The sequence below is a fragment of the Hydrogenophaga sp. SNF1 genome, from assembly GCF_034421675.1.
Classification (GTDB): Bacteria; Pseudomonadota; Gammaproteobacteria; order Burkholderiales; family Burkholderiaceae_C; genus Hydrogenophaga; species Hydrogenophaga borbori.
On sequence record NZ_CP139793.1, the window covers coordinates 3,345,402 to 3,367,565 of the forward strand.

Consider the following 22,164-nt stretch of genomic DNA (forward strand, 5'->3'; position numbering starts at 1 on the left):
GAAGACTCCAGGGATGGGGTTGGAAAGCGTGGCAGCCGCAGGCGCCGGTGCCCGCCGACAAGGCGTGGCGGGCGGGCTGGGCGGGTCGGGTGACGGTCGGCGAGTTTACCCGGGTGAACCCTAGGCGGTCAATTTGTCTTATGTCTTATATAAGATATGATTCGACACCCCATGTTGGCGCCACCACGCCCTCCCATGGCCACCACGCCCACCTCCCCCGACCCCAGCCCGGACCCCGACGCCCTTGCGCCGGCGTTCAGCCCGCTGTACCAGCAGATCAAAGGGCTGATCCTGCGCAGCCTGCAGGCCGGTGAATGGAAACCCGGCGACATGATCCCGAGCGAGTTCGAACTCGCGGCGCGTTTTCGCGTGAGCCAGGGCACGGTGCGCAAGGCCATCGACGAACTCGCCACCGACAACCTGCTGGTGCGCCGCCAGGGCAAGGGCACCTTCGTTGCCACGCACGCCGAGCAGCACATCCAGTTCCGCTTCCTGCGCCTGCTGCCCGACCAGGGCACGCTGGACGACCAGGGCCCGGCCGAGCGCCGCATCATCGACTGCCGCCGCCTGCGCGCCCCCGCCGAGGTGGCGCGCCCGCTGGGCCTGCGCAGCGGCGACGCCGTGCTGCAGGTGCGCCGCGTGCTGGCCTTCGGCGGCACGCCGGCCATCCTGGAGGAAATCTGGCTGCCCGGCGGGCCGTTCAAGGGCCTCACGCTCGACACCCTGGCCAGCGACACCGGCCCGATGTACGCGCTGTTCGAATCGCGCTTCGGCGTGCGCATGGTGCGCGCGGCCGAAAAAATCAAGGCGGTGGCGGCCGACGCCGACGCCGCCCAGCGCCTGAGCGTTCCCGAGGGCCACCCGCTGCTCAGCGTGGAGCGCCTGTCCTATACCTACAACGACACGCCCATGGAACTGCGGCGCGGCCTGTACCGCACCGACGCCCGGCACTACCGCAATGAATTGAGCTGATTCCGCCGCGCACCACCACGGCGCAGTCGGGCATAGCGGGCCCGGCTTAGTCCATCGCTTGGTGCATTGCAATAGAATTTGCCCGCCCCGGTGACCCCGGTTACCAATGGGTTACATCCCTCTCCCCGCCCGAGAGCCTTCCCCACGAAAGCCCTTCCCATGCCCGAGTTGACCCGCAAGCGGCCTGAGTTCCGCAACATCAACGCGTTCAAGGACCTGACCACCTACCGCCTGCCCGCGGCCGGCTGGGTATCGATCCTGCACCGCGTCAGCGGCCTGCTGATGTTCCTGCTCCTGCCCCTGATCGTCTGGCTGTTCGACACCTCGGTGTCGTCCGAAATTTCCTTCGAGCGCTTCACCAGCGCCTTCGCCGGCGGCGGCTGGCTGCCGGGCTGGCTGCTCAAGCTCGTGGTGCTGGCGCTCATCTGGGCCTACCTGCACCACTTCATCGCCGGCCTGCGCCACCTCTGGATGGACGTGAGCCACGACGCCGTGAGCAAGCAGTTCGGCAAGACCTCCGCCATGGTCACGCTGGTGCTGAGCATCGGCCTGACCGTGGTGCTGGGCGCCAAGCTGTTCGGCCTGTACTGATCGCCGGGAGGTCCTACACCATGTCCGTCAACTACGGTTCCAAGCGCGTCGTCACCGGCGCCCACTACGGCGCGCGCGACTGGCTCGCCCAGCGCATCACCGCCGCCCTCATGGCCGTGTTCACCATCGTGCTGCTGGTGAAGGTGCTGTTCACCAGCGGCCCGCTCGGCTACGACAGCTGGGCCGCGATCTTCGCCGCGCAGTGGATGAAGGCCCTGACCTTCGCCGTCTTCATTGCGCTGGCCTACCACGCCTGGGTCGGCGTGCGCGACATCTGGATGGACTACGTCAAACCCGCCGGCCTGCGCCTGGTGCTGCACGTGTTCACCCTGGTCTGGCTCCTGGCTTGCCTGGGCTGGGCCGTTCAAGTTCTCTGGAGACTCTGACGCCATGACCGCCTCTGCATCCCTTCTCAAGCGCCAGTTCGACGTCGTCATCGTCGGCGCCGGCGGCTCCGGCATGCGCGCCTCGCTGCAACTGGCGCGCGCCGGCCTCAAGGTGGCCGTGCTGTCCAAGGTCTTCCCCACCCGCTCGCACACCGTGGCCGCGCAAGGCGGCATCGGCGCCTCGCTGGGCAACATGAGCGAGGACAACTGGCACTACCACTTCTACGACACGATCAAGGGCTCCGACTGGCTCGGCGACCAGGACGCGATCGAGTTCATGTGCCGCGAAGCGCCCAAGGTGGTGTACGAGCTCGAGCACATGGGCATGCCGTTCGACCGCAACCCCGACGGCACCATCTACCAGCGCCCCTTCGGCGGCCATACGGCCAACTACGGCGAGAAGGCCGTGCCGCGCGCCTGCGCCGCGGCCGACCGCACCGGCCACGCCATGCTGCACACCCTGTACCAGCAGAACGTGGCCGCTCGCACCACCTTCTTCGTGGAGTGGATGGCGCTTGACCTGGTGCGCGACGCCGAGGGCGACGTGGTGGGCGTGACCGCGCTCGAAATGGAAACGGGCGACGTCTACCTGCTCGAGGCCAAGACCACGCTGCTGGCCACCGGCGGCGCCGGCCGCATCTTCGCGGCCTCCACCAACGCCTTCATCAACACCGGCGACGGCCTGGGCATGGCCGCGCGCGCGGGCATCCCGCTGCAGGACATGGAGTTCTGGCAGTTCCACCCCACCGGCGTGGCCGGCGCGGGCGTGCTGCTGACCGAAGGCTGCCGAGGCGAAGGCGCCTTCCTGGTCAACTCCGAGGGCGAGCGCTTCATGGAGCGCTACGCCCCGACGCTCAAGGACCTGGCGCCGCGCGACTTCGTCTCGCGCTGCATGGACCAGGAAATCAAGGAAGGCCGTGGCTGTGGTCCCAACAAGGACTACGTCATGCTGAACTTCAGCTACCTCAGCGCCGACACCATCCACAAGCGCCTGCCGTCGGTCTACGAGATCGGCGTGAACTTCGCCAACGTGGACATCACGCGCGAGCCGATCCCTGTCGTGCCCACCATCCACTACCAGATGGGCGGCATCCCGACCAACGTCAATGGCCAGGTCGTCGTGCCCGACGGCGCGGGCGGCCAGAAGGTGGTCAACGGCCTGTACGCGGTGGGCGAATGCTCCTGCGTGAGCGTGCACGGCGCCAACCGCCTGGGCACCAACTCGCTGCTCGACCTGCTGGTGTTCGGCCGCGCGGCCGGCAACCACATCGTCCAGTACAACGACAAGAACAAGGGCTTCAAGCCGGTGCCCAAGGACGGCGCCGACCGCACGCTCTCGCGCCTGGCCCGCCTGGACGCCACCACCAGCGGCGAGTACGCGCAGGACGTTGCCAACGACATGCGCTCGGCCATGCAGCAGCACGCTGGCGTGTTCCGCACCCAGGCCGGCATGGACGAGGGCGTGCAGAAGATCAACGCCATGCGCGAGCGCGTGGGCAAGATCGAGCTCAAGGACAAGTCCAAGGTCTTCAACACCGCGCGCATCGAAGCGCTGGAAGTGGAAAACCTGATCGAGTGCGCCCAGGCGACCATGACCTCGGCCGCCGCCCGCCGCGAGTGCCGCGGCGCGCACACCGTGTACGACTACGAGCGCCCCGCCGACGATCCGCAGTTCCCGCTGGGCCGCAACGACGCCGAGTGGATGAAGCACACCTTGTGGCACAGCGCGGACAACTCGCTGAGCTACAAACCGGTGAACCTCAAGCCGCTGACCGTCGAATCCGTGCCACCCAAGGTTCGCACGTTCTGAGCACGCCCCCGGAGAGCCCCACATGCTTCGCACATTCAAGATCTACCGCTACGACCCCGAGAAGGACGCCAAGCCGTACATGCAGACCATCCAGGTCGAACTGGACGGCCACGAGCGCATGCTGCTCGACGCGCTGATGAAGCTCAAGGCCGTGGACCCGTCCATCTCGTTCCGCCGCTCCTGCCGCGAAGGCGTCTGCGGGTCGGACGCGATGAACATCAACGGCAAGAACGGCCTGGCCTGCCTGACCAACATGAACACGCTCAAGGGCGACATCGTGTTGAAGCCCCTGCCCGGCCTGCCGGTGGTGCGCGACCTGATCGTCGACATGACGCTGTTCTTCAAGCAGTACCACAGCATCAAGCCCTACCTGGTCAACGAGAGCATCCCCCCGGAGAAGGAGCGCCTGCAGTCGCCCGAGGAGCGCGAAGAGCTCAACGGCCTGTATGAATGCATCCTGTGCGCGAGCTGCTCCACCAGCTGCCCGAGCTTCTGGTGGAACCCGGACAAGTTCGTCGGCCCCGCCGGTCTGCTGCAGGCCTACCGCTTCATCGCCGACAGCCGCGACCAGGCCACGAGCGAGCGCCTCGACAACCTCGAGGACCCGTACCGCCTGTTCCGCTGCCACACCATCATGAACTGCGTCGATGTCTGCCCCAAGGGCCTGAACCCCACCAAGGCCATCGGCAAGATCAAGGAAATGATGGTGCTGCGCGCCGTCTGAGCGCGCCCGCCGTCCCACCCGCCATGCACGCCACCGCCGCCGTTGACGACCTGCTCGACGAGCGCAGCCTCAGCAAGCTGCGCTGGCGGTGCCGCCGTGGACTGCTCGAGAACGACCTGTTCATCGAGCGCTTTTTCGCCCGCCATGCCCACCAGCTGACGGTGCGACAGGCCGATGCCTTGGGCCAGCTGATGGAGCTGTCGGACAACGACCTGCTCGATCTGCTGCTCGGCCGCAAGCCCCCCGAAGGGGCCATCGACCGCGACGACGTGACGCAAGTGCTTGCCTTGCTGCGCGCCGCCCGCTCCACTCCATCACCCGAGGAATCCGCATGAAACTCGTCGACAACAAAGCCACCCTGACGTTCTCCAACGGCAGCCCCAGCGTCGAACTGCCGGTCTACGGCGGCAGCATCGGCCCGGACGTCATCGACATCCGCAAGCTGTACGCGCAGACGGGCATGTTCACGTATGACCCGGGTTTCCTGTCCACCGCCTCGTGCCAGTCGGCCATCACCTACATCGACGGCGACAAGGGCGAGCTGCTGTACCGCGGCTATCCCATCGAACAGCTCGCCACGCACTGCGACTACCTCGACGTCTGCTTCCTGTTGCTCAACGGCGAGCTGCCCGACGAGAAGCAGCGCACCGATTTCCACAAGCTCGTGACCAACCACACCATGGTCAACGAGCAGATGCAGTTCTTCCTGCGCGGCTTCCGCCGCGACGCGCACCCCATGGCCGTGCTCACGGGCCTGGTGGGCGGCCTGTCGGCCTTCTATCACGACAGCACCGACATCAATAACCCGCAGCATCGCGAGATCGCGGCCATCCGCCTGATCGCCAAGATGCCCACGCTGGTGGCCATGGCCTACAAGTACGGCGTCGGCCAACCCTACATGTACCCGCGCAACGAGCTGTCCTACGCCGGCAACTTCCTGCGCATGATGTTCGGCGTGCCCTGCGAGGACTACAAGGTCAACCCGGTGCTCGAGCGCGCGCTCGACCGCATCTTCATCCTGCACGCCGACCACGAGCAGAACGCCTCCACCTCCACCGTGCGCCTGTGCGGCTCCTCGGGGACCAACCCCTTCGCCGCCATCGCGGCCGGCGTGGCCTGCCTCTGGGGCCCCGCCCACGGCGGCGCCAACGAGGCCTGCCTGAACATGCTGGAAGACATCCAGCGCAACGGCGGCGTGGCCAAGGTCGGCGAGTTCATGGAGAAGGTCAAGGACAAGAACTCCGGCGTCAAGCTCATGGGCTTTGGTCACCGCGTGTACAAGAACTACGACCCGCGCGCCAAGCTCATGCAGGAAACCTGCAACGAGGTGCTGGAAGAGCTGGGCCTGGGCAACGACCCGCTGTTCAAGCTGGCCAAGCAGCTCGAGAAGATCGCCCTGGAAGACGACTACTTCGTGCAGCGCAAGCTCTACCCGAACGTGGACTTCTACTCGGGCATCGTGCAGCGCGCCATCGGCATTCCGGTCAACCTCTTCACCGGCATCTTCGCGCTGGCCCGCACCGTGGGCTGGATCGCGCAACTCAACGAAATGATCAGCGACCCCGAGTACAAGATCGGCCGCCCGCGCCAGCTGTTCACCGGCTCGCCGCGCCGCGACGTGCCCGGCGTCAAGAAGTGACGCGGCCCCCGCGCCCCTTCACCTGACCCTGCGCCCGCCGCGGCATCCAGCCGCGGCGGGCGTCTTTTTTCGCTCCGACGCCTAAAATGTTTGCCCGGCCCACAGAGGCCCTGTGAGACAAGCCATGGGACGCACGCTCTACGACAAGATCTGGGACGAACACGTCGTCCACACCGAAGAAGACGGCACCGCCGTCCTCTACATCGACCGCCACCTCGTGCACGAGGTGACCAGCCCCCAGGCCTACGAAGGCCTGCGCCAGGCCGGCCGCAAGGTCTGGCGCGTGAGCTCGGTCGTCGCCACGGCCGACCACAACACGCCCACCACCGGCTGGGAGCGTGGCTACGCCGGCATCGCCGACCCGATCAGCAAGGAACAGATCACCACGCTGGACGCCAACATCGCCGAGTTCGGCGCGGCCGCGTTCTTCCCCTTCCTGTCGCAGCGGCAAGGCATCGTGCACGTGATCGGCCCCGAGAACGGCGCCACACTGCCCGGCATGACGGTCGTCTGCGGCGACTCGCACACCAGCACGCACGGCGCCTTCGGCGCGCTGGCGCACGGCATCGGCACCAGCGAAGTCGAGCATGTGCTGGCCACGCAGACCCTGCTGGCCAAGAAGGCCAAGAACCTGCTGATCAAGGTGGAAGGCCAGTTGGCCAAGGGCGTCACCGCCAAGGACATCGTGCTGGCCATCATCGGGCGCATCGGCACGGCAGGCGGCACGGGCTACACCATCGAGTTCGCCGGCAGCGCCATCCGCGCGCTGTCGATGGAAGGCCGCATGACCGTGTGCAACATGGCCATCGAGGCCGGCGCGCGCGCCGGCCTGGTGGCCGTGGACGACAAGACCATCGACTACCTCAAGGGCCGCCCGCTCTCGCCCAATGGCGTGGAATGGGACCAGGCCGTCGCCTACTGGCGCAGCCTGCACTCGGACCCCGACGCGACGTTCGACACCGTGGTCGAACTCGACGCCACGAAGATCGTGCCGCAGGTCACCTGGGGCACCTCGCCCGAGATGGTGCTGGGCATCGACGCCCGCGTGCCCGACCCCGACAAGGAAAAGGACGCCAGCAAGCGCGGCGCCATCGAGCGCGCGCTGCAGTACATGGGCCTGGAGCCCGGCAAGCCCCTGAACGACATCTTCGTCGACAAGGTGTTCATCGGCTCGTGCACCAACAGCCGCATCGAGGACATGCGCGAGGCCGCGGCCATGGTCAAGAAGCTGGGCCAGAAGGTCGCCAAGAACGTGCGGCTGGCGATGGTGGTGCCGGGTTCCGGCCTGGTGAAGGCACAGGCCGAACGCGAAGGCCTGCACGAGATCTTCAAGGCCGCCGGCTTCGAATGGCGCGAGCCGGGCTGCAGCATGTGCCTGGCCATGAACGCCGACCGCCTGGAGCCCGGCGAGCGCTGCGCCTCCACCAGCAACCGCAACTTCGAAGGCCGCCAGGGCGCTGGTGGCCGCACCCACCTCGTGTCGCCGGCCATGGCGGCCGCGGCCGCGGTGCACGGCCATTTCGTGGACGTGCGCACCCTCGCCTGATCCACCGCAACTTCAGGAGACCCGCATGAAATCCCCTCTCTGGATGGTCACCGCGCTGACGCTGTCGCTCTCGCTGGCGGCATGCAACACCTGGCAGGGCGTCAAGGCAGACGCCAAGGAAGCCGGCCAAGCCACCGGGCGCGGCATCGAGAAAGCCGGTCAGGCCACGGGCCGCGGCATCGAGAAAGCCGGCGAAAAAATCCAGGACATCTCCAAGTAAGCGCCATCGACATGCAGAAGTTCACCCTCCACAAGGGGCTGGTCGCCCCGATGGACCGCGAGAACGTCGACACCGACGCCATCATTCCCAAGCAGTTCCTCAAGTCGATCCGCAAGACGGGCTTCGGCCCCAACCTGTTCGATGAGTGGCGCTACCTCGACAAGGGCGAGCCCGGCCAGGACCCGGCCGTGCGCAAGCCCAACCCCGACTTCGTGCTCAACCAGCCGCGCTACGCGGGCGCTTCGGTGCTGCTGGCGCGCAAGAACTTCGGCTGCGGCTCCAGCCGCGAGCATGCGCCCTGGGCCATCGACCAGTACGGCTTTCGCGCACTGATCGCGCCCAGCTACGCCGACATCTTCTTCAACAACTGCTTCAAGAACGGCCTGCTGCCCATCGTGCTGCCCGAAGCCACGGTCGCGCGCCTGTTCGACGAAGTCGCCGCCTTCCCCGGCTACGAACTCACCATCGACCTGGAGCGCCAGGTGGTCGTGGAACCCAATGGCCAGGAAATCCCGTTCGACGTGCAGCCCTTTCGCAAGTACTGCCTGCTCAACGGCCTGGACGACATCGGCCTGACCCTGCGCCACAAGGACAAGATCGCCGCCTACGAAGCGCAGCGCCTGGCCACCAAGCCCTGGCTGGCCCACACCCTCAACGGCTGACCCCTGATTCATGAAAATCGCAGTTCTCCCCGGTGACGGCATCGGCACCGAAATCGTCGCCGAAGCGGTGAAGGTCCTGCAGGCGCTCGACCTCTCCTTCGAAATGGAAACCGCCCTGGTCGGCGGCGCGGCCTATGAAGCCCATGGCCACCCGCTGCCCGAGGCCACGCTGCAACTGGCGCAGCAGGCCGATGCCGTGCTGTTCGGCGCCGTGGGCGACTGGAAGTACGACAAGCTCGACCGACCGCTGCGGCCCGAGCAGGCCATCCTGGGCCTGCGCAAGCACCTGGGCCTGTTCGCCAACTTCCGCCCCGCCATCTGCTACCCCGAACTCGTGGGCGCCTCCACGCTCAAGCCCGAGGTCATCTCCGGGCTGGACATCCTCATCATCCGCGAGCTCACCGGCGACATCTATTTCGGCCAGCCGCGGGGCCGCCGCACCGCCATCGATGGCCACTTCCCCGGCGCCGACGAAGCCTTCGATACCATGCGCTACAGCAAGCCGGAGATCGAGCGCATCGCGCACGTCGCCTTCCAGGCCGCGCGCAAGCGCCACAAGAAGGTCACCAGCGTCGACAAGGCCAACGTGCTCGAAACCTTCCAGTTCTGGAAGGACGTGGTCACCGAGGTGCACGCCCAGTACCCCGACGTGGAGCTGGAGCACATGTACGTGGACAACGCCGCCATGCAGCTGGTGCGCGCGCCCAAGAAGTTCGACGTGGTGGTCACCGGCAACATGTTCGGCGACATCCTCTCCGACGAAGCCTCCATGCTCACCGGCTCCATCGGCATGCTGCCCTCGGCCAGCCTGAACGCGAAGAACCAGGGCCTGTACGAACCCAGCCACGGCAGCGCGCCCGACATCGCGGGCCAGGGCGTGGCCAACCCATTGGCCACCATCCTGAGCGCGGCCATGATGCTGCGCTTCAGCCTGAACCAGCCCGAGGCCGCCGACCGCATCGAGACCGCCGTGAAGGCGGTGCTCGCCCAGGGCCTGCGCACGCCCGACATCCACAGCGAAGGCACGACCCGCGTCGGCACCGCCGAGATGGGTGCCGCTGTGGTGAAGGCGCTGCGCTGACGCGCGCCGGGGCCTGACGCGCCCGACGATCCACTACAATCGCGCTCCATGTTTGCCGCCCGCCCGTTCGCCTTGAACATCGCATCCGCCGCCACGGCGGGTGTGGCCGTGCGCGCAATCTCCACCAAAACCACGACCATTAAGGGCTGATCCAGCCTGGTTCGTCGTGCGCCCTTCCCGGCCAGACGAGCCGGGCAAGTCGGTCTGGTCTGGACCCGATGACTTCAACGAAAGGGCGTATCTCAATGAGCAAGTTGGTTGGACTGGTTGGCTGGCGCGGCATGGTCGGGTCGGTCCTGATGGATCGCATGGTCGAGGAAAAAGACTTCGACCTGATCGAGCCGCTGTTCTTCTCCACCTCCAACGGGGGCGGCCAGGCCCCCGCGATGGCGAAGAACGAGACGAAACTGCAGGACGCGAACGACATCGAGGCGCTCAAGCGCTGCGACATCGTCATCACCTGCCAGGGCGGCGACTACACGAACGAGGTCTATCCCCAGCTGCGCGCCGCCGGCTGGAAGGGCCACTGGATCGACGCCGCCTCCAGCCTGCGCATGAAGGACGACGCTGTCATCGTCCTCGATCCCGTCAACCTGCCGGTCATCCAGAACGCGCTCGCCAAGGGCGGGCGCGACTGGATCGGTGGCAACTGCACCGTGAGCTGCATGCTCATGGGCGTGGGCGCCCTCTACAAGGCGGGCCTGGTCGAGTGGATGAGCACCCAGACCTACCAGGCCGCCAGCGGCGGTGGCGCGCAGCACATGCGCGAACTGCTCACGCAATACGGCACGCTCAACGCCGAGGTGAAGGCCCTACTCGACGACCCCAAGAGCGCCATCCTCGAAATCGACCGCAAGGTCATCGCCAAGCAGCGCTCGCTCAGCGGCGCCGAGGTGGCCAACTTCGGCGTGCCCCTGGGCGGCTCGCTGATCCCCTGGATCGACAAGGACCTGGGCAACGGCATGTCCAAGGAAGAATGGAAAGGCATGGCCGAGACGAACAAGATCCTCGGCCAGGGCGAAGGCTTTGGCAGCCCGGCCGTGCCGGTGGACGGTTTCTGCGTGCGCGTCGGCGCCATGCGCTGCCACTCGCAGGCCCTGACCTTCAAGCTGAAGAAGGACGTGCCGCTGGCCGACATCGAGGCCATGATCGCGGCCGACAACGCCTGGGTGAAGGTGGTGCCCAACACCAAGGAAGACACCCTGCGCGACCTCACGCCCGTGGCCGTGACGGGCACCATGACCATTCCCGTGGGCCGCCTGCGCAAGATGGCGATGGGCCCGCAATACCTCGGCGCCTTCACCATCGGCGACCAACTGCTCTGGGGCGCCGCGGAGCCGCTGCGCCGCATGCTGCGGATTCTGCTGCAGGCCTGAGCAGGGCCTCGCCAGGCCAGGCGCCCCTGGTCTCGTTGCACACCTGCAACGAGACCGGAGGGGCTCAGCGGGACGAACGGTAGGCTCACAAACTCAAGCGGATTCTCAGCTTGTAACCGTAATCCGTTGATGCTATGGTCATTTCTCGGTTTTTCCCATCGAGGTTCCAGTGCCATCCCACACCCGACACACCCCATTGCCTTTGACCTCGTCCGTGTCGGACCGCACAAGTCGGCGTGGCCTGGCCAACCTGCACGCCATCGCAGCCGCCGCGCTGGTCACCACGCTGGTGTTCAGCGCCCACGACGCCCAGGCACTGGCCCTCGGACGGGTCTCGGTGCAATCGGCCCTCGGCGAACCCTTGCGCGCCGAGATCGACGTCCCTGAAATCAATGCCAACGAGGCGTCCAGCCTGCGCGTGACGCTCGCCCCCGGCGCCACCTACCGCGCCGCCGGCGTGGACGTGAACCCAGCGCTCAACGGCCTCGAAATCACCCTGCAGCGCCGCGCCGATGGCCGCGCCTACCTGCGCCTGCGCGGCCCGAACGCCGTCAACGAGCCCTTCGTCGACCTGATCCTCGAGGCCAACTGGGCCACCGGCCGCGTGGTGCGCGACTACACCCTGCTGTTCGATCCGCCGAACCTGCGCGCGTCGACGCCGCAGCCGGCGCCCATCGCACCGCGCGCCAGTGCACCGGCCCCGGCGGCGCCCGCCCCGGCGGCCGCGGCACCGGCACCGACGCCCGCGCCGGCCCCCGCAGCTTCCGCGCCCGGCGCCAGCGCCTGCCGCCGCACCGGCCAGCGACGCGCCGCGCCAGGTCACGGTACGGCGCGGCGACACGGCCGGCGCCATCGCCCAGGCCCACCGCCCGGCGAACGTGTCGCTCGACCAGATGCTGGTCGCCATGCTGCAGGCCAACCCCAGCGCCTTCATCGACAACAACGTCAACCGCGTCCGCGCGGGCGCCGTCATCGACCTCCCCTCGCAGGCCAGCGCCTCGGCCATCGACGCCGGTGAAGCCCGCCAGACCATTGCCGCGCAAAGCCGCGACTTCGACGAGTACCGCCGTCGCCTGGCCGGTGCCGCGCCCGCCGCCCGGGTCGACACCGCCCAGCGCGAAGCCACTGGCCGCGTGCAAAGCGAGGTGCAGGACCGGGGCGCCCCGGCGCCGTCCAGCGACCGCCTGACGCTGAGCCGCCCCTCGGGCAGCACACCGGGCACCAGCAGCGAAGCCCAGATCGCGCAGCAGCGCCAGTCGTCCGATGCGGCCCAGCGCAGCGCCGAGTTGCAACGCAACATCGAGGAGCTCGCCAAGCTGGGCGACCAGGCCAAGGCCCCTGCGGCCCCCACCCCGGCGCCAGCGCCCGCCGCCGCGTCGCCCGCACCGGCGGCACCCGCCGCCCCGGCACCGGCACCTGCCGCCGAGGCCCCTGCGCCCAGCACGGCCCCCGCGCCGGCCGCCGAAGCGCCGGCCGCGCCTGCGCCCGCTCCCGCGCCGGCCGAAGCCACGGCACCGGCCCCTGCCGTGAAGGTCCCGAGCCCGCCCGCCGTGCCGGCGCCCGCTGCCGATGAGCCCAGCTTCCTCAGCAGCCTCACCGAGAACCCCCTGCTGCTGCCCGTGGTGGGCGGCGTGCTGGCGCTGCTGGCCGGCCTTGGTCTGTGGCGCGTGCGACAGCGCAAGGCCAACGCCAACGTCGACAGCTCCTTCCTGGAAAGCCGCCTGCAGCCCGACTCGTTCTTCGGCTCCAGCGGCGGCCAGCGCATCGACACCGCCGAGGCCATGGCCTCGGGCTCGTCCATGGTCTATTCGCCCAGCCAGCTCGACGCCGCTGGCGACGTGGACCCGGTGGCCGAGGCCGATGTGTACCTCGCCTATGGCCGCGACCTGCAGGCCGAGGAAATCCTCAAGGAGGCCATGCGCAGCACCCCCACGCGCGTCGCCATCCACACCAAGCTGCTGGAGATCTACGCCAAGCGCCGCGACGCCCGTGCCTTCGAGGTGGTGGCGAGCGAGGCCTTCGGCCTCACCCAGGGCGAGGGCCCCGAGTGGGAGCGTGCCTGCGAGCTCGGCCGCGAGCTCGACCCCACCAACCCGCTCTACCACCCCGGCGGCAAGCCCGTGGCCAAGGCCGGCGCCGCCGCCGCCACCCTGGCCGGCGGGCTGCACGCCTTCAGCCCCAGCACGGTCAACCTCGATTCACAGGCCTCCACGGGCGCCGGTCCGCTGGACCTGGACCTCGACCTGCCCATGGACGACGCCCCGCCGTCTCCCCCGGCCCCGGCCGAGCACCCCGACATGGCCGCCATGTCGGACCTGGACGACCTCGACGCCACCGACGCCCTGACCGCACCCTCGGTGCAGCCGGCCGGCGCCGCGTCCTCGCGCTCCATGGACTTCGATCTCGACCTGCCTTCGCCCGCCCACGAGACCGAGCGCTCGGCCACCACGCCGGCCGACATCGAGGTGCCCAGCCTGCGCGACGCGCCCGACAGCATCAGCGCCCCCGGCTTCGATCTGGACCTGACCAATGCCGCGGCGCCCGCACCCGCACCCGCAGGCAACCTGATGGACTTCAACCTCGACGGGCTCAATCTCGACCTCGACAGCGGCCACAAGGAGCCGGTGACCATGGCCCCCGTGGGCGAACTCACGGAAGAAAACCCGCTGGAGACCAAGCTCTCGCTGGCCGAGGAATTCCGCGCCATCGGCGACTTCGAGGGCGCGCGCTCGCTCGCTGAGGAAGTGCTGGCCGAGGCGTCCGGCCCGCTCAAGGCCAAGGCCAGCACCTTCCTGGCCGACCTGACGACCTGACGCCATCGCTTGACCGACACCCCCGCCGATCCCCCCCCCACGCCCAGCCCGATGCTCCGCATCGCGCTGGGCGTGAGCTTTAACGGCCGCGGCTACGACGGCTGGCAGAGCCAGCCCAGCGGCAATACCGTCCAGGACAAGCTGGAAGCCGCGCTCGCCCAGTTCTGCGCCCTGCCCGCCGTGAGCACCCTGTGCGCGGGCCGCACCGACGCAGGCGTGCACGGGCTCATGCAGGTGGTGCACTTCGACACCCCCCTGCACCGCGACGAATACGCCTGGGTGCGTGGCACCAACAGCTTCCTGCCGCCCGACGTTGCCGTGCAATGGGCGCGGGAAGTGCCCGCGGCCTTCCACGCCCGCGCCAGCGCCATCGCGCGGCGCTACGCCTACGTGCTGCTCGAGTCGCCCGTGCGGCCCAGCGTGGAGCAGGGCCAAGTGGGCTGGGTGTTCCGACCGCTCAATCTCGAGGCGATGCGCCAGGCCGCCGCCTCGCTCATCGGCGAGCACGACTTCACCTCTTTCCGCGCCTCGCAATGCCAGGCGCACACGCCGGTGAAGGCGCTGCGGCGCATCGAGATCGCCCGGCGCGGTGCCTACTGGCGCTTCGAGTTCGAGGCCAATGCCTTCCTGCACCACATGATCCGCAACATCATGGGCTGCCTCATCGCCATCGGCAGCGGCAACCGCCCGCCCGGGTGGATGGCCGAGGTGTTGGCCGCGCGCAGCCGCGACGCCGCGGCGCCCACCTTCTCCCCCGACGGCCTGTACTTTCTCGGGCCGGTCTACGATGCCGCCTGGGGCCTGCCCGAACGCACGCCGGCCTTCGACTGGCTGCCCTAGCCCTTCCATCCATGTCCGCCCACCGCACCCGCATCAAGTTCTGCGGCTTCACGCGCGAAGCCGACGTGGACGCGGCCGTGCGCGCCGGGGCCGACGCCATCGGCTTTGTGCTCTACGAGCCCAGCCCGCGCTTCGTCTCCCCCGAGCGCGCCGGCGAACTGGCGCGCCGCCTGCCCGCCTTCGTCACGCCGGTGCTGCTGTTCGTCAATGCCAGCCCCGAGTGGATCGCGCGCGGTCTGCGCGCCGTGCCCCACGCCCTGCTGCAGCTGCACGGCGACGAAACGCCCGCCGAGGCACAGGCCGCGGGCCGGCCCTACCTGCGCGCGGCACGCATTCCCGCCGGCGAGGCAGGCAAACGCTTCGATCTCCTACAATTCGCCGATGATTTCGTCTCCGCCCAAGCCATCCTGCTCGACGCCCACGTCGAGGGTTTCGGCGGCGGCGGCCAATCCTTCGACTGGACGGCCTTCTCGTGGTCACACCCTCGACTAAACGCCAGCTCTCGCCTCGTTTTGTCTGGTGGACTCACGCCTGCAAACGTGACCGATGGCATTCGGCTCGTCCGGCCCTGGGCCGTTGACGTGAGCTCCGGCATCGAGGTGTCCAAGGGCATCAAGAGCGCCGACAAGATGCAGGCCTTCGTGGCCGCCGTGCGCGCCGCCGACGCGGCGCCAGCACCCTCCCCGCAGCGATCCTGACCCGTTCCCGGGTCGCGCGGGGGCCATTCACCGCACAGGATTTCGCATGCAGACGCCCTACCAGCAACCCGACGCCCGCGGCCACTTCGGCATCTACGGCGGCAGCTTCGTGAGCGAGACGCTCACCCACGCCATCAATCAACTCAAAGCGGCCTACGAGAAGTACCAGCACGACCCGGACTTCCTGGCCGAATTCCACCACGAGCTCGCCCATTTCGTGGGCCGGCCCAGCCCGGTCTACCATGCCGCGCGCATGAGCCGCGAGATGGGCGGCGCGCAGATCTTCCTCAAGCGCGAGGACCTCAACCACACCGGCGCGCACAAGGTGAACAACACCATCGGCCAGGCCATGCTGGCGCGCCGCATGGGCAAGCCGCGCATCATCGCCGAGACCGGCGCGGGCCAGCACGGCGTGGCCACCGCCACCATCTGCGCGCGCTACGGCCTGGAATGCGTGGTCTACATGGGCAGCGAGGACGTCAAGCGCCAGAGCCCCAACGTCTACCGCATGAAGCTGCTGGGCGCCACCGTGGTGCCCGTGGAGAGCGGCAGCAAGACCCTGAAGGACGCGCTCAACGAGGCCATGCGCGACTGGGTCGCCAACGTGGACAACACCTTCTACATCATCGGCACCGTGGCCGGCCCGCACCCCTACCCGATGATGGTGCGCGACTTCCAGAGCGTCATCGGCGAGGAATGCCTGAAGCAGATGCCCGAGATGCTGCGCGAGGCCGGCTGCGCGGGCGAGCAGCCCGACGCGGTGATCGCCTGTGTGGGCGGCGGCAGCAACGCCATGGGCATCTTCCACCCCTACATAGGGCACGCCAGCACCCGCCTCATCGGCGTGGAGGCGGCCGGCGAAGGCCTGGACAGCGGCAAGCACTCGGCCTCGCTGCAGCGCGGCAGCGCCGGCGTGCTGCACGGCAACCGCACCTACGTGCTGCAGGACGACAACGGCCAGGTGACCGAAACGCACAGCATCAGCGCGGGCCTGGACTACCCCGGCGTCGGGCCGGAGCACGCCTTCCTCAAGGACATCGGCCGCGCCGAGTACGTGGGCATCACCGACACCGAAGCGCTGGAAGCTTTCCACTACCTCTGCCGCACCGAGGGCATCATCCCGGCGCTCGAGTCCAGCCACGCCGTGGCGCATGCCATGAAACTCGCCAAGACCCTGCGGCCCACGCAGTCCATCCTGGTCAACCTCTCGGGCCGCGGCGACAAGGACATCGGTACCGTCGCCGATCTCTCGGGCGTGGATTTCTACGACCGCCCTTCCCTGCGCGGCCACAGCGTCAAGGGAGGCCAGAACAAATGAGCCGCATCGAAAAAACCCTGTCCGACCTCAAGGCCCAGGGCCGCAAGGCGCTGATCCCCTATGTCACGGCCGGCTTCCCCTTCGCCGACATCACGCCCGAGCTGATGCTGGGCATGGCCGACGCGGGCGCCGACGTCATCGAACTCGGCGTGCCCTTCTCCGACCCCTCGGCCGACGGCCCCGTGATCCAGAAGGCCGGCGACCGCGCGCTGGCCGCCGGCATCGGCCTGACGCAGGTGCTGGCCATGGTGAAGCGCTTCCGCGAGCGCAACACCACCACGCCCGTGGTGCTCATGGGCTATGCCAACCCGGTGGAGCGCTACGACCAGAAGCACGGCGCCGGCGCCTTCGTGAACGACGCGGCCGAGGCCGGCGTGGACGGCGTGCTGGTGGTGGACTACCCGCCCGAGGAGTGCGAAGACTTCGCCCGCGCCCTGCGCGCGCGCGACATGGACCTGATCTTCCTGCTCGCCCCCACCTCCACCGACGAGCGCATGGCCCAGGTGGCGCGCGTGGCCAGCGGCTACGTGTACTACGTTTCACTCAAAGGTGTCACCGGCGCGGGCACGCTGGACGTCTCGCAGGTCGAGGCCATGCTGCCGCGCATCCGCGCGCACGTGAGCATCCCGGTCGGCGTGGGTTTCGGCATCCGGGACGCGGACACCGCCCGCGCCATCGGCCGCACCGCCGACGCGGTGGTGATCGGCAGCAAGCTCATCCAGCTCATAGAAGACGAACCGCACGAAAAAGTGGTGCCCGTGGCCGTCCAGTTCATGCGCACCATCCGAAAAGCGCTGGACGCATAATCCCGCCTCGCGCCCCTCACTCCCCCCTGGAGAACCGCATGTCCTGGCTCGAAAAGCTGCTCCCCCCCAAGATCACCCCGACCGACCCCACCGAGCGCCGCAGCGTGCCCGAGGGCCTGTGGGTGAAGTGCCCCAGCTGCGAGGCCGTGCTCTACAAGAACGACCTCGAGAAGAACCAGAACGTCTGCCCGCACTGCTCGCACCACCACCGCATCGGTGCGCGCGCGCGCCTCAACGCCTTCCTCGACGCCGAGGGCCGCTACGAGATCGGGCAGGAGGTGCTGCCGGTCGACGCGCTCAAGTTCAAGGACAGCCGCAAGTACCCCGAGCGACTGAAGGAAGCGCTGGAGAGCACCAGCGAGACCGACGCCCTCATCGTCATGGGCGGCGCCGTCAAGGGCATCAGCCTGATCGCGGCCTGCTTCGAGTTCGACTTCATGGGCGGCTCCATGGGCTCGGTGGTCGGCGAGCGCTTCGTGCGCGGCGTCGAAGAGGCCATCGCGCAGAAAGTGCCCTTCGTCTGCTTCACCGCCACCGGCGGCGCGCGCATGCAGGAAGGCCTGCTGTCGCTGATGCAGATGGCCAAGACCAACGCCTCCCTCACGCGCCTGGCCAAGAAAGGCCTGCCCTACATCAGCGTGCTCACCGACCCCACCATGGGCGGCGTGAGCGCAGGCTTCGCGTTCGTGGGCGACGTGGTGATCGCCGAACCCAAGGCGCTGATCGGCTTCGCCGGCCCGCGCGTGATCGAGAACACCGTGCGCGTGAAGCTGCCCGAAGGCTTCCAGCGCGCCGAGTTCCTGCAGACCAAAGGCGCGGTCGACTTCATCTGTGACCGCCGCGAACTGCGCGCCACCGTGGCCAGCCTGCTGGCCATGATGCAGCGCCAGAGCGCCGACGCGGTGGTCGAGGATTGAGCGACGGCCCGGCGGCTGAGGCGCTCAAGCTCGCCCAGCTGCCCCTCTTCCCGCTGCAGACCGTCCTGTTCCCGGGCGGCTGGCTGCCGCTTCGCATCTTCGAGGTGCGCTACCTCGACATGATCGGCCGCTGCCACAAGGCCGGCGCGCCCTTCGGCGTGGTGAGCCTGAGCGAAGGCAGCGAGGTGCGCCGGCTCGACCCCAAGGCCCCGCCCGGCGGCGACGGCTTCGCCAAGGAAGATTTCCACCCGATCGGCGTGCTCGCGCGCATCGAATCGCTGGAGAAACCCCAGCCAGGTCTCTACATGATCCGCTGCCAGGGCCTGCAGCGCTTCAACGTCACGCGCCGCACGCGGCTGCCGCACGGCCTGTGGGTGGCCGACGTCGAGCTGCTGCCGGCCGACGTCCCCGCGCCCGTGCCGGACGAACTGGCCTCGGTGGCCACCGGCCTCCAGCGCGTGCTGGAAAACCTGCGCGAGCGCCAACCCGGTGCCGAGGACCAGCTGCCGATCCAGCCGCCGTACCACTGGCACGACGCGGGCTGGGTGGCCAACCGCTGGTGCGAACTGGTGCCCGCCCCGCTGGCGCTCAAGCAGCGGCTGATGGCGCTGGACAACCCGCTGCTGCGCCTCGAACTCGTGGCCGACTTGCTCGACAAGCTCGGGCTGGACCGCTGAGCGCCCGCCCGGGGCGCCTCAAGGCAACAGCGACAGCGCGCGCATGTAGCGCGGATCCACCATCAGGTCGTCCCAGGCCATGGCCCGGCCCTGGGGCAGCAGCGCGCGGCGGCGCTCCTCGCTCGCGGGCGACGGCGTCCAGCCGCCCTGCAGCGCGGCGCGCGAAAGCTCGTCGATCGCCTCGTCGATCGGCGCGCCACCGTCCACCACGCTCTGGTTGCACAGCAGCACCATGTCGCAGCCCGCCTGCAGCGCCGCCGTGGCGGCCTCGGCGAAGCGCACCGCGCGGCCTTCGATCTGGCGCGCCGCGGCCATGCCCAGGTCGTCGCTGAACACCGCGCCGGTGAAGCCCAGGCGCGCGCGCAGCACGTCCTGCAGCCAGCGCGACGAGAAACCGGCGGGCCGGGCGTCCACCTTGGGGTAGATCACGTGCGCGGGCATGACCGCGCTGAGCGAGGCGCTGAGCCAGCCGTAGGGCAAGGCGTCGTCGGCCAGGATGGCCTTGAGCGAGCGCGTGTCGCGCGGAACCTCGTGGTGCGTGTCGCCGCGCACATAGCCATGTCCGGGAAAGTGCTTGCCGCAGTTGGCCATGCCGCTCTGGCGCAGGCCGTGCATCAGCGCCTGCGCCAGCACCGTGACCACGCGCGGGTCGCGCGCGAAAGCGCGGTCACCGATGACCGAGCTGTCCCCGTGGTCGAGGTCGAGCACGGGGGTGAAGCTCAGGTCCACGCCGCAGGCGCGCAGCTCGGCGCCAAGCACGAAGCCGGCCGCCGTGGCGGCGTCGGCCGCGCGCATCGCGCCGTCGCCGTCGGCGCCGCCGGCCATCCAGCGCTCGCCGAAGGCCGCCATGGGCGCCAGCGCGGTGAAACCGTCGGTGCGAAAGCGCTGCACGCGGCCACCCTCCTGGTCGACCGCGATCAGCAGATCGTCGCGCACCGCCTTGATCTCGGCGCACAAGCGCGTGAGCTGCGCGCGGTCGCGCCAGTTGCGGGCGAACAGGATGGCGCCGCCCACCAGGGGGTGGTCCAGGCGCTGGTGGTCGCTGTCGGTCAGGGTCAGGCCGGCGACGTCGATGATCAGGGGGGCGTGGTGGTTCATGGCGAAGGGGGGGGTGTGCGCTCAACGACCACGAAGCTGGCCGCGTAGTCGGTTTCGTCGGTCACGGTCACGTGGGCGCGCAGGCCGCGCGCCTCGAACCAGGCCTTGAGCTCGCCGTGCAGCACGATCACGGGCTGGCCGCTGGGCAGGTTGGCGATCTCGCAGCGGCGCCAGCTCATGGGCATGCGCATGCCCAGGCCGATGGCCTTGGAAAAAGCCTCCTTGGCCGAGAAGCGCGTGGCCAGGTAGCGCAGGCCGCGCTGCGGCCAGCGCGCGCTGCGGCGCTGCCAGACGGCGAACTCGGCCTCGCTGAGCACCTTGCCGGCGAATCGTTCGCCCTGGCGCTCCAGCGTGGCCGCGATGCGGCGCACGTCGCAGATGTCGGTGCCGATGCCGTAAATGCTCATGCGCCGAACGCGCCGTCGATGCAGCGGTTGTAGGCCTGGACGGTGGCCCCGTAGCCCAGCTCCATTGCGTCGGCGATCAGCGCGTGGCCGATGGAGACTTCGCTCACGCCCGGCACCTGGCGCAGGAAGGGCGCGAGGTTGTCGCGGTTGAGGTCGTGCCCGGCGTTGACCGCCAGGCCAGCGTCCAGCGCGGCCCGCGCGGCCCGCGCGAAGCGGTGCAGCTGCTCGTCCTGCGCCGGCGTGCCGAAGGCGGCGGCGTAGGGTTCGGTGTAGAGCTCGACCCGGTCGGCACCGACCGCCCGGGCCGCGGCCATCTGGTCGGCCTCGGCGTCCATGAACAGGCTCACGCGCACGCCCAGCGCGTGGCATTCGGCGATCAGGGGGCGCAGGCGCTCGGCGTCGCCGGGAAAGCGCCAGCCGTGGTCGCTGGTGAACTGGCCCTCGGCGTCGGGCACGAAGGTGGCCTGGTGCGGGCGCACCGCGCGCACGAAGTCCATGAGGTTGTGGAAGGGGTTGCCCTCGATGTTGTATTCGCGACCGGGCCAGGCCTTGAGCGCGGCGGCCAGCTCGTGCACGTCGTGCGCGCGGATGTGGCGCTCGTCGGGCCGCGGGTGCACGGTGATGCCGGCGGCGCCGGCCCGCAGACACAGCTCGGCCGCGCGGACGACGGAAGGAATGCCCAGGTGGCGGGTGTTGCGCACCAGCGCGACCTTGTTGAGGTTGACCGACAGCGCGGTCCGGTTGTGCACCATGCTCAGGCCCAGTCAGGAGTCGGTGGGATCGGTGGAAGGGGCATCGGCGGCATGCCCGCGGCGGCGGCGCAGGGCCTGCACATCGAGCAGAAGCTGGCGCGTGCCGAACACGCGCACGTTGCCATGGTAGAGCAGCAGGTTGCGCAGGGGGATGCGCAGGGTCGGCGCGATCTCGGCGCAGGCCCGCAACACGGGCACGAAGGGGGCCGGCCCGTCCAGCGCCTGCTGCAGCCCGCGCCAGCGCGCCGCGTCCAGCGCGTGGTGGTCCTCGTCGTGCGCCAGGCGCAGGCCGGACTCGGGCTGCAACACGTAGCGCCCGGCCTCGCTCAAGGGGGCCAGCGTCGCACCCTCGCGCCGCAGGTCGGGCAACAGGCCGGTCTCGCGCAGCAGCAGCAGCTCGAAGGCGCGCAGCACCACGCTGCGCGCGTCGGGCTGCTCGGCCAGGGTGTGCACGGCCGTGGCGAACCAGTCGAACAGGCGCGGGTAGGGGTCTTCGCGCGCCAGCAGGCGCATCAGCAGCTCATTCAGGTAGCTGCCCGCGATGAGCGCCTCGCCGGTGGGCATGACATGCCCCCCCACCCACTGCGCGGCCTTGAGCGTGCGGACTTCGGCATCGCCGCTCCAGCTCAGCTGCAGCGGCTGCAGCGGCAGCAGCACGGGGCGGAACTGCGAGGTGGGCCGCTTCACGCCCTTGGCCACCAGGGCGATGCGACCGTGGTAACGCGTGAACACCTCCAGCACGAGGCTGGTCTCGCTCCAGTCGTAGCGGTGCAGGACGAACGCGGACTCGTCGGCTACCCGGGCCTTCATCGCTAGGCATCGGCCTGCCAC

At 69.1% G+C, this 22,164-nt stretch carries 23 protein-coding genes; 19 read left to right on the forward strand and 4 right to left on the reverse strand.

Annotated elements, in window-relative coordinates; genetic code table 11:
* Positions 1–195 precede the first annotated feature (195 nt).
* The 19 genes from SOM08_RS16015 (at position 196) to SOM08_RS16105 (ending at position 19,076) form a co-directional block, all read left to right on the forward strand.
* Positions 196–972, forward strand: coding sequence for a GntR family transcriptional regulator (locus tag SOM08_RS16015; RefSeq protein WP_116959563.1), 777 nt, complete (start codon positions 196–198; stop codon positions 970–972).
* A 159-nt stretch (positions 973–1,131) separates the two neighbouring features.
* Positions 1,132–1,563 (forward strand): succinate dehydrogenase, cytochrome b556 subunit, encoded by a 432-nt coding sequence (gene sdhC / locus SOM08_RS16020; RefSeq protein ID WP_322469307.1) that lies wholly within the window; start codon positions 1,132–1,134, stop codon positions 1,561–1,563.
* 20 nt (positions 1,564–1,583) lie between these two features.
* Positions 1,584–1,949, forward strand: coding sequence for a succinate dehydrogenase, hydrophobic membrane anchor protein (sdhD, locus tag SOM08_RS16025; RefSeq protein WP_322469308.1), 366 nt, complete (start codon positions 1,584–1,586; stop codon positions 1,947–1,949).
* Positions 1,950–1,953: 4 nt separating this feature from the next.
* Positions 1,954–3,759, forward strand: a complete 1,806-nt coding sequence (gene sdhA, locus SOM08_RS16030; RefSeq protein ID WP_116959560.1) for a succinate dehydrogenase flavoprotein subunit — start codon at positions 1,954–1,956, stop codon at positions 3,757–3,759.
* 22 nt (positions 3,760–3,781) lie between these two features.
* Positions 3,782–4,483, forward strand: coding sequence for a succinate dehydrogenase iron-sulfur subunit (locus tag SOM08_RS16035; protein WP_116959559.1), 702 nt, complete (start codon positions 3,782–3,784; stop codon positions 4,481–4,483).
* 23 nt (positions 4,484–4,506) lie between these two features.
* Positions 4,507–4,818, forward strand: a complete 312-nt coding sequence (locus tag SOM08_RS16040) for a succinate dehydrogenase assembly factor 2 (RefSeq protein ID WP_116959558.1) — start codon at positions 4,507–4,509, stop codon at positions 4,816–4,818.
* Positions 4,815–6,122 carry a citrate synthase gene (locus SOM08_RS16045; protein WP_116959557.1) on the forward strand — a complete coding sequence of 436 codons (1,308 nt, stop codon included), beginning with the start codon at positions 4,815–4,817 and terminating at the stop codon, positions 6,120–6,122. Before SOM08_RS16040 ends, SOM08_RS16045 begins: the two co-directional genes overlap by 4 nt.
* Before the next feature lie 124 nt (positions 6,123–6,246).
* A complete protein-coding gene (gene leuC / locus SOM08_RS16050) occupies positions 6,247–7,668 on the forward strand; it encodes a 3-isopropylmalate dehydratase large subunit (protein WP_116959556.1) in 1,422 nt (473 codons plus the stop codon).
* Positions 7,669–7,693: 25 nt separating this feature from the next.
* Complete coding sequence (locus SOM08_RS16055; protein WP_116959555.1) at positions 7,694–7,888, forward strand: entericidin EcnAB; 195 nt, start codon at positions 7,694–7,696, stop codon at positions 7,886–7,888.
* 11 nt (positions 7,889–7,899) lie between these two features.
* A complete protein-coding gene (gene leuD, locus SOM08_RS16060; RefSeq protein WP_116959554.1) occupies positions 7,900–8,550 on the forward strand; it encodes a 3-isopropylmalate dehydratase small subunit in 651 nt (216 codons plus the stop codon).
* A 10-nt stretch (positions 8,551–8,560) separates the two neighbouring features.
* The gene (leuB, locus tag SOM08_RS16065; RefSeq protein WP_116959553.1) at positions 8,561–9,631 is read left to right on the forward strand and encodes a 3-isopropylmalate dehydrogenase; all 1,071 of its coding nucleotides are present in this window, start codon (positions 8,561–8,563) and stop codon (positions 9,629–9,631) included.
* Between the two features lie 245 nt (positions 9,632–9,876).
* The gene (gene asd / locus SOM08_RS16070) at positions 9,877–11,007 is read left to right on the forward strand and encodes an aspartate-semialdehyde dehydrogenase (RefSeq protein WP_322469309.1); all 1,131 of its coding nucleotides are present in this window, start codon (positions 9,877–9,879) and stop codon (positions 11,005–11,007) included.
* Positions 11,008–11,885: 878 nt separating this feature from the next.
* Positions 11,886–13,820, forward strand: coding sequence for a FimV/HubP family polar landmark protein (locus SOM08_RS16075; RefSeq protein ID WP_322469310.1), 1,935 nt, complete (start codon positions 11,886–11,888; stop codon positions 13,818–13,820).
* 51 nt (positions 13,821–13,871) lie between these two features.
* Positions 13,872–14,660: a tRNA pseudouridine(38-40) synthase TruA gene (truA, locus tag SOM08_RS16080; RefSeq protein WP_322470710.1), complete on the forward strand. Its 789-nt coding sequence runs from the start codon at positions 13,872–13,874 to the stop codon at positions 14,658–14,660.
* Between the two features lie 11 nt (positions 14,661–14,671).
* Complete coding sequence (locus SOM08_RS16085; RefSeq protein ID WP_116959550.1) at positions 14,672–15,358, forward strand: phosphoribosylanthranilate isomerase; 687 nt, start codon at positions 14,672–14,674, stop codon at positions 15,356–15,358.
* 46 nt (positions 15,359–15,404) lie between these two features.
* Positions 15,405–16,676, forward strand: coding sequence for a tryptophan synthase subunit beta (gene trpB, locus SOM08_RS16090; RefSeq protein WP_116959549.1), 1,272 nt, complete (start codon positions 15,405–15,407; stop codon positions 16,674–16,676).
* Positions 16,673–17,482 carry a tryptophan synthase subunit alpha gene (trpA, locus tag SOM08_RS16095; RefSeq protein WP_116959548.1) on the forward strand — a complete coding sequence of 270 codons (810 nt, stop codon included), beginning with the start codon at positions 16,673–16,675 and terminating at the stop codon, positions 17,480–17,482. The genes trpB and trpA overlap by 4 nt, the downstream gene beginning before the upstream one ends.
* A gap of 38 nt (positions 17,483–17,520) precedes the next feature.
* A complete protein-coding gene (gene accD, locus SOM08_RS16100; RefSeq protein WP_070397536.1) occupies positions 17,521–18,399 on the forward strand; it encodes an acetyl-CoA carboxylase, carboxyltransferase subunit beta in 879 nt (292 codons plus the stop codon).
* Positions 18,396–19,076, forward strand: a complete 681-nt coding sequence (locus SOM08_RS16105; RefSeq protein WP_322469311.1) for an LON peptidase substrate-binding domain-containing protein — start codon at positions 18,396–18,398, stop codon at positions 19,074–19,076. Before accD ends, SOM08_RS16105 begins: the two co-directional genes overlap by 4 nt.
* Positions 19,077–19,094: 18 nt before the next feature.
* Here SOM08_RS16105 and nagZ read toward each other — a convergent pair whose 3' ends face one another.
* Genes nagZ through recO form a run of 4 tightly spaced genes read right to left on the reverse strand, consistent with a single transcriptional unit; the run spans position 19,095 to position 22,143 of the window.
* Positions 19,095–20,174: a beta-N-acetylhexosaminidase gene (nagZ, locus tag SOM08_RS16110; RefSeq protein ID WP_322469312.1), complete on the reverse strand. Its 1,080-nt coding sequence runs from the start codon at positions 20,172–20,174 to the stop codon at positions 19,095–19,097.
* On the reverse strand, positions 20,171–20,581 hold the full coding sequence (gene acpS, locus SOM08_RS16115) for a holo-ACP synthase (protein WP_322469313.1): 411 nt from the start codon (positions 20,579–20,581) through the stop codon (positions 20,171–20,173). Before acpS ends, nagZ begins: the two co-directional genes overlap by 4 nt.
* Positions 20,578–21,333: a pyridoxine 5'-phosphate synthase gene (locus SOM08_RS16120; protein WP_322469314.1), complete on the reverse strand. Its 756-nt coding sequence runs from the start codon at positions 21,331–21,333 to the stop codon at positions 20,578–20,580. Before SOM08_RS16120 ends, acpS begins: the two co-directional genes overlap by 4 nt.
* 12 nt (positions 21,334–21,345) lie before the next feature.
* Complete coding sequence (recO, locus tag SOM08_RS16125; RefSeq protein ID WP_322469315.1) at positions 21,346–22,143, reverse strand: DNA repair protein RecO; 798 nt, start codon at positions 22,141–22,143, stop codon at positions 21,346–21,348.
* Between the last annotated feature and the right edge of the window lie 21 nt (positions 22,144–22,164).